General features: G+C 59.3%; 12 protein-coding genes and 1 pseudogene. 2 read left to right on the forward strand and 11 right to left on the reverse strand.

All coding sequences use genetic code 11. The features are described from left to right. The first annotated feature begins 209 nt into the window (after positions 1-209). Positions 210-506 (forward strand): YciI family protein, encoded by a 297-nt coding sequence (locus ACSKB8_RS17055; protein ID WP_438105364.1) that lies wholly within the window; start codon positions 210-212, stop codon positions 504-506. A gap of 229 nt (positions 507-735) precedes the next feature. Here the strand turns inward: ACSKB8_RS17055 and ACSKB8_RS17060 are convergent, their stop codons facing one another. The 6 genes from ACSKB8_RS17060 to ACSKB8_RS17085 form a co-directional block, all read right to left on the reverse strand. Further along, positions 736-1,749, reverse strand: coding sequence for an NAD(P)H-dependent flavin oxidoreductase (locus ACSKB8_RS17060; protein ID WP_438105365.1), 1,014 nt, complete (start codon positions 1,747-1,749; stop codon positions 736-738). 21 nt (positions 1,750-1,770) lie between these two features. Further along, the gene (locus ACSKB8_RS17065) at positions 1,771-2,958 is read right to left on the reverse strand and encodes an acetyl-CoA C-acyltransferase (protein WP_438105366.1); all 1,188 of its coding nucleotides are present in this window, start codon (positions 2,956-2,958) and stop codon (positions 1,771-1,773) included. Between the two features lie 14 nt (positions 2,959-2,972). Continuing rightward, entirely contained in the window at positions 2,973-4,103 is a 1,131-nt protein-coding gene (locus tag ACSKB8_RS17070; RefSeq protein WP_438105367.1) for an acyl-CoA dehydrogenase family protein, read from the reverse strand. A 21-nt stretch (positions 4,104-4,124) separates the two neighbouring features. Further along, complete coding sequence (locus ACSKB8_RS17075; RefSeq protein ID WP_438105368.1) at positions 4,125-5,306, reverse strand: acyl-CoA dehydrogenase family protein; 1,182 nt, start codon at positions 5,304-5,306, stop codon at positions 4,125-4,127. 12 nt (positions 5,307-5,318) lie between these two features. Next, the gene (locus ACSKB8_RS17080; protein ID WP_438110561.1) at positions 5,319-6,026 is read right to left on the reverse strand and encodes an SDR family oxidoreductase; all 708 of its coding nucleotides are present in this window, start codon (positions 6,024-6,026) and stop codon (positions 5,319-5,321) included. 472 nt (positions 6,027-6,498) lie between these two features. Beyond that, positions 6,499-7,131: a 2-hydroxychromene-2-carboxylate isomerase gene (locus ACSKB8_RS17085; RefSeq protein WP_438105369.1), complete on the reverse strand. Its 633-nt coding sequence runs from the start codon at positions 7,129-7,131 to the stop codon at positions 6,499-6,501. A 199-nt stretch (positions 7,132-7,330) separates the two neighbouring features. On the opposite strand from ACSKB8_RS17085, the gene ACSKB8_RS17090 reads away from it, so the two are divergent. Continuing rightward, positions 7,331-7,849 (forward strand): winged helix-turn-helix transcriptional regulator, encoded by a 519-nt coding sequence (locus ACSKB8_RS17090; RefSeq protein WP_438105370.1) that lies wholly within the window; start codon positions 7,331-7,333, stop codon positions 7,847-7,849. A 116-nt stretch (positions 7,850-7,965) separates the two neighbouring features. On the opposite strand, the gene ACSKB8_RS17095 is transcribed toward ACSKB8_RS17090, so the two are convergent. The 5 genes and pseudogenes from ACSKB8_RS17095 to ACSKB8_RS17115 all read right to left on the reverse strand — a co-directional run bounded on the left by ACSKB8_RS17095 (position 7,966) and on the right by ACSKB8_RS17115 (position 12,305). Then, on the reverse strand, positions 7,966-8,346 hold the full coding sequence (locus tag ACSKB8_RS17095; RefSeq protein WP_438105371.1) for a hypothetical protein: 381 nt from the start codon (positions 8,344-8,346) through the stop codon (positions 7,966-7,968). 52 nt (positions 8,347-8,398) lie between these two features. Further along, positions 8,399-9,202, reverse strand: coding sequence for an AMP-binding protein (locus ACSKB8_RS17100; RefSeq protein ID WP_438105372.1), 804 nt, complete (start codon positions 9,200-9,202; stop codon positions 8,399-8,401). Positions 9,203-9,338: 136 nt separating this feature from the next. Next, positions 9,339-9,788 (reverse strand): annotated as a pseudogene (locus tag ACSKB8_RS17105) (AMP-binding protein); the annotation flags it as partial. An 87-nt stretch (positions 9,789-9,875) separates the two neighbouring features. Next, positions 9,876-11,075: an ABC transporter substrate-binding protein gene (locus ACSKB8_RS17110; protein WP_438110563.1), complete on the reverse strand. Its 1,200-nt coding sequence runs from the start codon at positions 11,073-11,075 to the stop codon at positions 9,876-9,878. A 336-nt stretch (positions 11,076-11,411) separates the two neighbouring features. Then, positions 11,412-12,305 carry an alpha/beta fold hydrolase gene (locus tag ACSKB8_RS17115; RefSeq protein WP_438105373.1) on the reverse strand — a complete coding sequence of 298 codons (894 nt, stop codon included), beginning with the start codon at positions 12,303-12,305 and terminating at the stop codon, positions 11,412-11,414. Positions 12,306-12,310 lie beyond the last annotated feature (5 nt).

Consider the following 12,310-nt stretch of genomic DNA (forward strand, 5'->3'; position numbering starts at 1 on the left):
TGCACAGCAGCGCAAACGGGCGCTCGAGGTCAGTTACGGCATGCGAAACCGACCCTGAGAACCTGATCGCCCCTCAAATCCGAGGTTTATATATCTTAGATAGCGACTTATAATTTGATAGTCGTGACACGACCTAGCCCCGATACGGACAACGGTCGACAGATCGATGGGCGTGTCACACCAACTGCCTCTAAGCTCGGAGTCCAGACATGAAGGCTTACCTCTGCAAATATATTCCGCCGCGGGCCGATTTCTTGACGACAATGACGGCCGACGAAGCAAAGTGGATGAAGCAGCATGGAGCGTTCCTGGACGATCTGCTCGCCAACGGAATAGTCGTCGCGCACGGCCCCGTCATGGATCCGAGTGGCGGTTATGGCGTCTCACTCTACCAGATCGCCGACGATGGGAACATCGAAGCGATTACTTCAGAGGATCCTATCGTGAAGAACGGTGCCGGCCATTATGAGCACTATCCGATGCGTCATTTGTCGGTTCGAGGCTGAATGCCGCGTCCATCACCTCCAGGATCTCGCACCGAGCAAATCTGGCGTTTGCCTCTCGGACTTGCGCAGGATGCGCGCCCCAATACAGCGCCAAAGTCGGCCGCGGAAGCAGCGCGCTTCTCTTTCCGGCGATCGGCGTGACTAAAGAATATACGGCGGACTCATATAGGGACTGGACGCTCAAAATACTGAGCGTCCAGTCTGTTCAGTTCCTTACTTCTTCAAAGCGTCAGGCGATCGCACGTGCCGGCACGGAACCCGTGCTCACACCGTCGAGGAAACCCGTCAGCCGCTGCCGGATGATGCGTTCGGCGCCATCCATGATGCGATCGATCAACTCCTTGACGGTGGGAATATCGTTGATCAGCCCTACCACCATGCCGCAGCTCCAGGCCCCGACATCCATGTCGCCTTCCAACATCACCTTTGGATAAACGCCGGCAACCTGATCGAGAATATCCTCGATCTTCAGGCTCGCGCCCTTCTCGCGCTCGATCTCGATCAGCTCGCTGACGCCCTTGTTCTTCAACACGCGCTCGGTATTGCGCAGCGCGCGCATCACGAGAACGGTGTCGAGCTCGGTCGCCTTGACCAATGCTCGCTTCACGTTGTCGTGGACCGGCGCCTCCTTGGTGGCGACGAAGCGGGTGCCCATGTTCATGCCCGCCGCACCCATGGAGAGAGCCGCGACGAGGCTGCGCGCATCCGCCATGCCGCCCGACGCGACGAACGGGATCTTGAGCTCATCGGCCGCACGAGGCAGCAGGATCATGTTGGGAATGTCGTCCTCACCGGGATGACCGCCGCATTCGAAGCCATCGACACTGACCGCGTCGCAGCCGATCTTCTCCGCCTTCAACGAATGCCGCACCGACGTGCATTTGTGGATCACCTTGATGCCAGCGGCCTTCAGCGCCGGCATGTACTCTTCCGGGCTACGGCCAGCGGTCTCGACCGCCTTGATGCCACCTTCCTTGATCGCGGCGATATATTCGGGATAAGGGGGCGCGGTAAAGCTCGGCAGGAAGGTGAGATCGACGCCGAACGGCTTGTCCGTCATGTCACGACAGCGCGCGATCTCCTTGGCCAGCAGCTCGGGAGTCTTCTGGGTGAGGCCGGTAATGAGGCCAAGGCCGCCGGCGTTCGACACTGCGGCTGCGAGTTCGGCGAACCCGACATAGTGCATCCCGCCCTGAATAATCGGATGTTGGATACCGAACAGTTCAGTGATCGCTGTCTTCACGATGATCTCCCGCAGTTCCGTTCAATGGATGATTTCGAAAAGGCCCGCGGCGCCCATGCCGCCGCCGATGCACATGGTCACGACTCCATACTTTGCCTTCCGACGCCGTCCCTCGATCAGAAGGTGGCCAGTGAGGCGCGCGCCGGTCATGCCATAAGGATGGCCGATCGCAATCGAGCCCCCATTGACGTTGAGCTTGTTCGGGTCGATGCCGAGTTTGTCGCGGCAATAGATCACCTGAACGGCATAAGCCTCGTTGAGCTCCCAGAGATCGATGTCGTCGATCTTCAGGTTGTGACGCTTCAACAGGCGGGGAATTGCGACAACCGGGCCGATACCCATCTCGTCCGGCTCGACGCCCGCGGCAACGAAGCCACGGAAGATACCAAGCGGCTTGAGCCCCTTCTTGGCCGCGATCTTATCGCTCATGATCACGCATGCCGATGCACCGTCCGAAAGCTGGCTCGCATTGCCTGCGCTGATGGTTTTGCCCTCGAACACCGGCTTGATCTTGGCGAGGCCTTCTGCGGTCGTATCGGGACGCGGGCCTTCGTCCTTGGTGAGAGTCACCTGCTCATACGAGACCTGCTTGGTCTCTTTGTTGACGAGCGCCATTTTCGTCGTGATCAGAACGATCTCCTCGTCGAACCGGCCGCTTTGCAGAGCAGCTCCCACGCGTCGCTGGCTCTCCAGGCTGTATTCATCCTGCTTGTCGCGGCCGATCTTGTAGCGCTCGGCGACCGTCTCTGCCGTCTCGAGCATCGACATGTACATGTCAGGCTTCATGGCCATCAATTCATCGTCGACCATATGAAACTTGTTCATGTGCTCGTTCTGCACCAGGCTGATCGACTCGATGCCGCCACCGATCGCGATGTCTACGCCATCAAGCATCACAGAACGTGCCGCCACGGCGATCGCCTGCAGGCCCGAGGCGCATTGCCGATCGATCGTCGTCCCGGCGACAGTCACCGGCATGCCCGCGCGGATTGCCCCCTTGCGGGCCACGTTCATCACCATGGTGCCTTGCTGCATGGCGCAGCCCATCACCACGTCTTCGACTTCGCCCGGCGCGATGCCGGCGCGCTTTACCGCCTCGGCCATGACGTGACCGGCCATGGTCGGTCCCTCCGTGTTGTTGAGAGATCCGCGGTAGGCTTTGCCGACCGCGGTGCGGGCGGTGGAAACGATTACTGCTTCAGTGGTCATATTTGCCTCTTTTCTCACGCGGCCGCGCCAAATCGTGCATAGCGCAGGACGTGGAACGCGGGGTCGCCGAACTGGATGTTGATGGAAGAGATGCGCTTGAAATAGTGACCGACATTGAGCTCGTCGGTCATGCCCATGCCGCCGTGCAGTTGCACAGCCTGGTCGGCGACGAACTTGGCTGCATAGCCGATCTTTGTCTTGGCGCCGGAAGCGAGCCGCGAGAGCCCGGCTTCACCGCCGCTGATGCTGAGATTGAGGTGCTGCATCAGGGAGAGCGCCTCCTGATGGGCGATGAACATGTCGACCATTCGATGCTGCAGCACCTGGAATGAACCGATGGTGGCGCCGAACTGCTTGCGCGTCTTCGAGTATTCCAATGTGGCGGAATTCAGCTCGCCCATGGCTCCGACGGCTTCTGCGCAGAGCGCGCCGATGGCGCGATCGCGGCACGCCTCCAGCGCTGCCACGCCCTCGCCTTCGCTACCGAGCAACTGCCCGCGGACGTTGCGCAGACTGATCTCGGCAGCGCGACGGCCGTCGATTGTCTTGAAGCTCTGCAGATTAACGCCGGCCGCGCTGCGGTCGACTACAAACAGACTGACGCCATTGCGGTCCCGTCGGTTACCCGAGGTGCGCGCGGAAACGACGAGGTAATCCGCCCAGGGCGCCGCGATCACCGTCGTCTTTTCGCCGTTCAGAACATAGTCCTCGCCCTCACGTCGCGCGGTAGTCGTCACGTCTGCGAGATCGAACCGGCCCGCCTTCTCCGTCCAGGCCAGCGTCCAGATTTTCTTGCCGTCAATGATGTCCGGGATGAAGCCCTGCTTCTGCGCAGCATCGCCTAGCCGTTCGATCAAGCCGCCTGCCAGCACCACCGTCTCGACGAACGGCTCGACGACGAGATGGCGTCCGAATTCATGCGCGATGATCATGGTCGATAGCGGGCCGCCGCCGAGACCGCCGGCGTCCTCCGCGAACGGCGCAGCCAACAGGCCGAGTTCGGCAAACGCCGCCCATTGCCTGCGGCTGAACCCTTGCTCGTCGGCGACGATCTTGCGGCGCGCCTCGAAATCATATTGATCGCGCAACAGGCGCTGGATGCTGGATCGCAGCAATTCCTGCTCTTCAGTATACTGAATGTCCATCCGACCCTCTCGATACGCCGCCTACAGACCAAGCACCGCTTTTGCGATGATGTTGCGCTGAATCTCGTTCGACCCGCCGTAGATGCTGAGCTTGCGAGAATTCAGGTACTTTTCCGACGCGGTGTGCCCGTATTCGGAACCGGGCATGAAGTGGTTGGCGCTGGCCGGATGCTCGCGCAGCGCGAGCCCGTAATTGCCGATCGCGCGATGGGTCAATTCGGTGATCTTCTGGAAAATCTCGGTGCCGCGGATCTTGAACAACGATGCAGCCGGTCCAGGGTCGATGCCGCGCGCCATCTGAGCCACCACACGCAGCTCGGTCGCCTCGAGCGCCAGTACGTCGAGTTCAACGAGGGCGATCTCGCGCTGGAAGTCGAGATGCGTGGGATCATCGGGCGCGACCTCGGCTTCTACGATCTGCTTCAGCTTGTTGATGTAGCGCGTCGAGCGGCCGATGCCGGCCATACTCGTTCGTTCGTTGCCGAGCAGGAACTTGGCGTAGGTCCAGCCCTTGTTCTCCTCGCCTATCAGGTTTTCGACCGGGACACGAACGTTCTCCAGAAAAACGTCGTTGACCTCATGGCTTCCGTCGATGGTGATGATCGGCCGCACGGTGACGCCCGGCGACTTCATGTCGATCAACAGGAAGGAGATGCCGGATTGTGGCTTCGCATTTGGATCGGTGCGCACTAGGCAGAAGATCCAGTCCGCATGCTGAGCGAGCGTCGTCCAAGTCTTGTGGCCATTGACGATATAGTGATCGCCGTCGCGTACGGCCTTGGTGCGGACGGTTGCCAGGTCCGAGCCGGAGCCCGGCTCGGAATAGCCCTGGCACCACCAGTCCTCGCCCGACAGAATACGCGGAAGAAATTTCTTCTTCTGGGCCTCATTACCGAACGTGTAGATGACAGGCCCAACCATTGTGACGCTGAATGCCAAGGGCGGCAGCGTGCCGGCGCGGCTGGTCTCCTGTTCGAAGATGAAGCGGCGCGTAATCGACCAGCCGGGCCCGCCGTACTCCTTGGGCCAGAGCGGCGCGATCCAGCCCTTCTTGTGCAGAATACGATGCCAAAGCAGCGATTGCTCCTTGGTCAGATCCGTCTCCGCATTCGGGACGCGCATTTCCGCAGGGTAGTTTTCCGCGATGAAGGCGCGCACTTCGTCGCGAAATGCAGCATCCTCCGGAGAAAGCGCCAGCTCCATACTATTTGCTCCTCACCACTTCTCGCCGAAGGGACGAATCTCCAGCTCGAACGTCCACGCGCTTTTCGGCTGCTGATAGAGTTGCCAATATGATGCAGCAACAGAGGAAGGCGGCATCAACGCATCCGGATCATCCAGCGCGTTTGGCCCGAGAGCCTCCAGCCGCCTCTGCCGAACCCATTCGGTGTCCACGCCGGAATCGATGATCAGATGCGCGACGTGGATATTCTTCGGGCCAAGCTCGCGGGCCATTGCTTGAGCGACCGCGCGAAGGCCGAATTTGGCGCTCGCAAAGGCGGCATAACCGCTGCCGCCGCGGAGCGAGGCGGTCGCCCCCGTAAAGAAGATGTTGCCGCCCCCGCGCGGCACCATCAGTCGGGCCGCCTCACGGCCGGCCAGAAAGCCGGAATAGCAGGCCATTTCCCAGACCTTGCGGAAAACCCGCTCAGTTGTTTCCAGAATCGGGAAGTTGACGTTCGCGCCGATGTTGAAGATGCAGACTTCCAGCGGCGCGTGCTTGTCTGCATCGTTCAGGAAGGAGACGATCTCGTCTTCCTTGCGTGCGTCGAGCGAACGGGCGTGGATCTCTCCGCCGGCTGCCTCGATGTCCTTGACGAGTGGAGCCAGCTTTTCGCCGTTACGACGGCCGGCGAAGACCGTGAAGCCTTCTGCGGCAAACTTCTTGGCGATCTCGCCGCCGATGAAATCGCCGGCGCCGATGACGGCCGCAGTTGCGTTTCTTTCTGCACGGGCGTGCTCCCTGTGAGGTTATACGTCGCTTGCGAACGATTTTACCGTGAACCCGCCGGACCACGTCCGTCGACGCACTCACGGCATCACGGAAAGTACATAGGTTCTTTTTTAGAACTCGTCAATTGATATTTGACGTTGGCGCTTCGAGCTCGGAAGGCGCATCACGCTCCAACCTCAAGCTGAACAGGATTTCGAGCCTGCCAGCCGGGCACGGCAGAAGCTGCGCCACCCCGAGCCAAAGACAGCTCATTCGAGGTCAGCTCGCTCAAGGCACAAGATTGAAGGACATCAGCGCTGTCCTGGGCCGCGATTGAGATCCAAAGGTATTGCGGGCGAGCGCCTTTGAAAGCCTCGCCCGCTAGATGCGAAACGATCATCGCCCAGCGAGCTGGGCCAACGACCAATCTCATTTCATGATCGCCGAACGTCCATGCAGATATCACCTGGCCTTGGACGCAGCCCCACCGGATTGTTCGACGATGGATTCCTCCACGTCCCGCAGTTGGTCCTTGCCGAAGAACATTTCCTTGCCCACGAAGAAAGTGGGCGAGCCGAACGCGCCCCGGTTCACAGCGTCGGTGGTCAGCTCGATGAGCCTCTTCTTCACGTCGTCTTCCTGCGCACGCTTCGCAATGCGATCGATATCGATGCTTGAAGAGACGAACGCGCTGCGGAACACCTCAGGATCGTCCATCTTCTTCGGCTCTTCCCACATGTGATGATAGGCCGCCCTGAAGTAGGGCTCGAACATTCCCTCGAACTGCGCCGCGACCGCGCAGCGCATCAACATGAGGGTGTTGACAGGGAAGAAGGGATTGGTGCGGAATTTCGTCACCTTATGGCGTCGAATGAACCGCTGCGTCTCGAGCGCCTGGTATTCTGGCTTGTTCTTGATTCCCCGCAGGGAATCGAAGGGCGACATGTTTCCGGTGGCCTTGTAGATGCCGCCAAGAAGGACCGGGACGTACTCGAATTTGACCCCGGTGCGTTGCTCGATGCCGGGGATCGCGACCTCGGCCAAATAAGCGTTCGGACTACCGAAATCGAACTGGAACTCTACTTTCGGGGTCATATCGGCGTCCTCCGGATAAATTCGATGATTGTGGTCTTGGTTTACAGTTCTATTTTTGAACTGTCAAACCGATACTCCGTCAATTTGGTCGATTTTTCCGCGGGGTATTGTTTGAGGATCAGTACCTATCTAGAATGGTATGACTTGTCGCTTCTCCGCAAATTCGTGGAAGAATGATTGGGGTTATTGGAGACCGCGGATGAAATGGAAAGAACTTGAGGAAGAGCCATGTTCGATGGCCAGGACCATCGCGGTCATCGGCGACCGATGGACGCTGCTTATCCTGCGCGAATGCTTTCTGCGCACTCGCCGCTTCGAGGGCTTCCAGTCCGCCTTGGGTATAACACGCCATCTCCTTGCCGAGCGTTTGAAGAAGCTTGTCCGGCAAGGCATTCTCCGCCGGGTCCCCTATCAAGAATCGCCCAAGCGCCACGAGTACATCCTGACGCAGAAGGGGCTCGACCTCTATCCGATCATGATGGCGATCGTGCATTGGGGCGACTCTCACATGGTCGACGAACGCGGTCGGCCGCTCCTGCATCAGCACCGCAATTGCGGTAAGGACTTCGACCCCGTCATGGTTTGCTCCGAGTGCGGAGAGCCGGTCTTGGCCAAAGAGGTCCATACGCATCCGGGCCCAGGTGCGCGGCCCCGCCTTGTGACAAGCGACGTGGAAGCGCCGGCCCCAAAACCCAAGGTGCGGCGCAAAGTTGCCTGATCATCCCAGCCCTGGGAAGCCAGCCAAACCGCTACGCGTGCAGTGACTGAGCAGCCGACCGTTTCATCGCGATCAGCCTCCATGTCGTCTACCACCTGGCGTTCGATGCGCAGAGTTCAAACTCGGATGACGCCCGGGGTCGGGGCGGAGCAGTAGAGGGATTCGACCTGGTCCGAACGGCACTTCAAGACGGCGCGTTGGTTGACATATGCCTTGTCGGTGATTTCTCCAGCGGCGATCGACGGCGGCTCCTTGAGCAGCACGAACGAATGAACATTTTCGCTGCTGCCAACGGTCCGGTTGTATTCTTGGAGCCGGTCCTTGAGGAACTGCACGACGACGGGATCGCTGGCCAGATCGGAAGACGGCTGCGAAGAGATCCGCGCCGCCTCCGTCGGGTTCAGCCAGCAAAGCAGACTGCAGTACTCTCGGTTCTCGCCCGCAATCACCACATCCGATAGCACGCCGCGGGTGGCTGCCAGGATTGCGGCGCGCATGTTCCCGATCGACACCCAGGTCCCGTTGGCGAGCTTGAAATTTTCAGAAATCCTACCCGTAAAGCGAAGTCCAGAATTCAGGCTTCTCGGGGTCCATGAAAGAGACGGTGTCGCCGATGCGATAGAAGCCTTCTTCATCGAAGGCTTGCGCGGTCAAATCCGGCCGACCGAGATAACCCGGCGTGACGTTCGAGACCTTGACCCGCACCTCGTATGTATCGGAAACAGGAAGCAGCTTAAGTTGCAAACCGGGCGCGGGAAGCCCGATTTCGCCCGGTCGATCGGTCGCCCAATGGGTCGTACTGATCGTAGGAGCGGTTTCCGTCGTGCCGTAGCCGGACATGACAGGAATACGCCGGTCGGTGATCGATGACGTCAACTTATAAAGACGCTCGAGCGTGTTCTGGGAGATGGCTGCGCCAGCATAACTGATCCTGTCCAGCCGCTTCAGTACGCGCGCGCCAAGCTCGGTATCCTTCTCGATGGCGTCGCAAAGGAAATTGTAACCGGCCGGCACGTTGAACATGGCGGTCGGCGAAACCTCCTGGAGATTGAGGAGCGTTTTGTGGAAGAGCTGCGGCAATGGCCGGCCATCGTCGATGTAGAGCGTCCCTCCATTCTTGAGTATGCCGTGCAGAATGACGTTGCTTCCCATGGTGTGGTGCCATGGCATCCACTCGACCTGAACAGGCGCTTCGGATGGAGCCACCAGCAAGCTACCCATTTGTAGAGAGCTCGCCATCATGCGGTGAGTATTCAGGACGCCCTTGGGAAGGCCCGTCGAGCCCGACGTGAAGAGGACTTTTGCGACGGAATCGCGAAGATCCGGAGCGGGACGCGCGTTCGAAGCCTTCATAGCCGCTCCTCTTCTTCGTCAGGTCGGAATAGCGCACCGTTTCGGGAGCACCGTCCACGCTAATCCAGCTTGCCGCCTTCAGTTCCGGAATGGAGCGGGCAGCGGAGAAATCGCGCCCACTTTGCACGAATACGAACCTCGGACGCAGCACCTCTGCGATATCCTTCAGTCGTGCCAAGCCGCCGGGCATCAACGTGTAATTCGGCGAGATCGGCGCAAAAACCACGCCGATGGACATTGCGGCGAAAGAAATCACCGCGTTCTCGATGGAATTCCCGGAGAGGATGGCGAGGCTATCCGAAGGCTTCGCATCCATTTCGATCAAGCTTTGACCAACCGCCTGAACCAAGGACCAGGCCTGGCTATACGTGATCTCGTCCCATCCGCCGTTTGAATTGCGTTGAGCCAGGAAAATGCGATCGGGAGCGGCTTTCGCCCATCTCGGCAGGAAGTCCGTGATCCGCCAGTCGCACTCGCCCAGTTCGATCGGCGAGTTCAAGATAAGCGTACCGTCGCTGCGACGCTGCAGGGAGACCTCTTTGGGCGCGAATACAGGTGCGTTCGTTGACATTGAAGATGATCCCATGACTGACGGACTCGCGCGGACGGCTTACTTCAGAAGGTCAACGGCGCGTTCGGTCGCGCGTCGTTTTCCAGTTTTCCACGGAGTTGACTACTCGGATTTCGCGTCAAGCACGTCGCCGAACAACTGGTAGGTCGTTCCGGTCCAGCGCTGCAGCCGCATTTGAGTCCACATCATGTTCGAGTTTTCGCTGGTGTTGACCTCGATTCCCGGCAGCGCAACGGGGACGATGACGTTCTTGAGGTTCTTTGCTTGCGCCAGGATATTCTTGCGAGAGAGGTCGTTGCCGCATTGCTTCAGGATCTGCTCGAGCAGAATCCCCTGCTGATATCCGACCGCATAACTTCCGTTGGTGATGTCGGCGCCGGACAGATACTTCTCGAAGAAGCTCTTATAGGCTTGCATGCCGGGATCGTTCTTCCACGTCTCGTCTGCGACGTCTTTGGTGATCGTGCCGCCGATCACGCCGACCGATTTGTCGAGACCGGCCGGCGCGAGCGTGCCACCGACAGATACAGACGGGAAGTTGATGATGACGGTCGCCTTCCATCCAATCACCGAGGCCTGCCTGATCGCCTGCGCTGCAAACTTCGGTGTCCCGGCAATCACGAGAGCCTCGGCGCCCGAACTCCTGAGATTCGTGATCTGTGAATCGATGGTCGGCTCGGTAACCTCGTAAGAGGCGGTCACGACCTTTCGATCGAAATCGCCGCCCAGATACGCCTTGAAAGCATTGACGTAGTCCTTACCAAGGTCGTCGTTCTGGTAGAGAATCGCGTATTTCGCGTTGGGAAGCGCCCTAGTCAGGTACTTGGCGTAGATCTTCCCTTCGGTATCGTAACTGACGAGACCGGTCGTCGTCAGCGGATAATTCGCGACGTCCGTGAACTTGGATGAGCCGCTGACGATTGCGATGCTGGGCACCCCTTTCGCCCTGAGGTACTTGGCCGTCGCCGAGATACCGGGCGTACCGAGCTGGCCGAACATGAAGGACACTTCGTCGCTCTCGACCAGCTTGCGCACGTGCTCCACCGCCTTGGGCGGACTGTATGAGTCATCGTAGGCGATGTAGTTGATCTTGCGGCCGTTTACGCCGCCTCGGTCGTTCAGCGATTGGATGTAGGCGATAAGACCCTTGCCCACGAGCCCAATCGATGACGCCGGTCCACTGAAGGGGAAGACCCCTCCAATCTTGATCTCAGTTTCGGAAATACCCGGCTCTTCTGCCGCGGACGCGGGACCGCTCAGAATCACAGCGAAAGCTATCGCGACTTTCCAATTCGCTATCATGGACCGTCCTCCCCACGCGCGCCTGTCAGGACACGCCAGTATGTTGGTTGACCTTCTGCTTTGCGCGCTCGCCCGCCGGTCGTCGGTTCGGCGCCGACCGGAGTGACAGGCTAGAGGTCTATCGGGACCATAGCGTTCTTTTTTAGAACTCGTCAAGCACCACCATGACTTAACAGTTGCGACACGATCACCTGAGATCGGTCCGTTCAGCCAATCTGATCGTGACAACCTCCACGCACCTGTTCGACCTGTTACTTCCGTAATGGAACTAACCTCATTGTGGCGCCGAGCGACCGCCTCACGAGGACTGGACGGCCGACACTCGAGCGCACGTCATCAGGTACTGCCAATGAAAAGCTCGATCAGCGCAATCACGGTATCGGGCGCGTCTTCCTGGCTAAAGTGTCCCGCGTTTGGAAGTTTTATAATCGGCCTACCCGGCCAAATCGCGCTGAAATCGGCGATCTGCGTGTCGGGCGCGATGGCGCGATCCTTCATGCCGACGGCGAGCATCGCCGGCTTGGACTTCAGATTGTCAATGAGCGGAAAGCCTTCCGCGAGGTAGGGCAAGATTTTGCCGAGCAGTGCATCGAGCGGAAACTCGATCGCTCCGAGACACTCTTCTTTCGTCGTAAAAGGCGCCCCGTAGGCTGCGAGCCAATCGGCGTTGACGACGGAAAGGTCCTCCAGGCCTTGAGTTTTCATGACGCTGAGGATGTTGACGTCCAGGTGCCCGAGCACTTCAGGGAGCGTTCCAGCCCTGTGATGATTTAGGACGAACTGGAACCACGGCGTCAGCCCCGGAGGAGCATTGCCGTAGCCAGTAAGTGTGTTGAGCAAAAACAGCCGCTTGATGCGGTCGGGATAGCGTAGCGCGAACGCCGAACCGATCAATCCGCCCCAGTCCTGGATAACGAGCGTTATGTTCGTGAGGTCGAGCGCTTCGACCAATTTGCTGAAGTTCTCGACGTGGTTTTTGAGCGAATATTCCCGATCTGGAGGCGTCTCGCTCTTGCCGAAACCCATATGGTCGGGAACGATCACCCGATGTGAAGCCGCGAGCGGCGGGATGAAGCGGCGATAAAGATAGCCCCACGTCGGCTCACCGTGCAGGCAGACGATAGGATCGCCGCTCCCCTCGTCGACGTAATGCATCCGGAAACCGTTTCCTTCGAAGAAGTGAGGCAGGAAGGACCAGGTTCCGCCGAAAGTCTCGCGAGCATCGATCATCGGTG

Source organism: Bradyrhizobium sp. BR 1432, from assembly GCF_051547705.1.
GTDB classification, from domain to species: domain Bacteria; phylum Pseudomonadota; class Alphaproteobacteria; order Rhizobiales; family Xanthobacteraceae; genus Bradyrhizobium; species Bradyrhizobium zhanjiangense.

What these genes read in the sequence shown, in the direction of transcription:
- ACSKB8_RS17055 (WP_438105364.1), top strand. Translation starts at nt 210, where the DNA reads ATGAAGGCTTACCTCTGCAAATATATTCCGCCGCGGGCCGATTTCTTG.
- ACSKB8_RS17065 (WP_438105366.1), bottom strand. Translation starts at nt 2,958, where the DNA reads ATGACCACTGAAGCAGTAATCGTTTCCACCGCCCGCACCGCGGTCGGC.
- ACSKB8_RS17070 (WP_438105367.1), bottom strand. Translation starts at nt 4,103, where the DNA reads ATGGACATTCAGTATACTGAAGAGCAGGAATTGCTGCGATCCAGCATC.
- ACSKB8_RS17075 (WP_438105368.1), bottom strand. Translation starts at nt 5,306, where the DNA reads ATGGAGCTGGCGCTTTCTCCGGAGGATGCTGCATTTCGCGACGAAGTG.
- ACSKB8_RS17085 (WP_438105369.1), bottom strand. Translation starts at nt 7,131, where the DNA reads ATGACCCCGAAAGTAGAGTTCCAGTTCGATTTCGGTAGTCCGAACGCT.
- ACSKB8_RS17090 (WP_438105370.1), top strand. Translation starts at nt 7,331, where the DNA reads ATGAAATGGAAAGAACTTGAGGAAGAGCCATGTTCGATGGCCAGGACC.
- ACSKB8_RS17095 (WP_438105371.1), bottom strand. Translation starts at nt 8,346, where the DNA reads ATGCGCGCCGCAATCCTGGCAGCCACCCGCGGCGTGCTATCGGATGTG.
- ACSKB8_RS17100 (WP_438105372.1), bottom strand. Translation starts at nt 9,202, where the DNA reads ATGAAGGCTTCGAACGCGCGTCCCGCTCCGGATCTTCGCGATTCCGTC.
- ACSKB8_RS17110 (WP_438110563.1), bottom strand. Translation starts at nt 11,075, where the DNA reads ATGATAGCGAATTGGAAAGTCGCGATAGCTTTCGCTGTGATTCTGAGC.
- ACSKB8_RS17115 (WP_438105373.1), bottom strand. Translation starts at nt 12,305, where the DNA reads ATGATCGATGCTCGCGAGACTTTCGGCGGAACCTGGTCCTTCCTGCCT.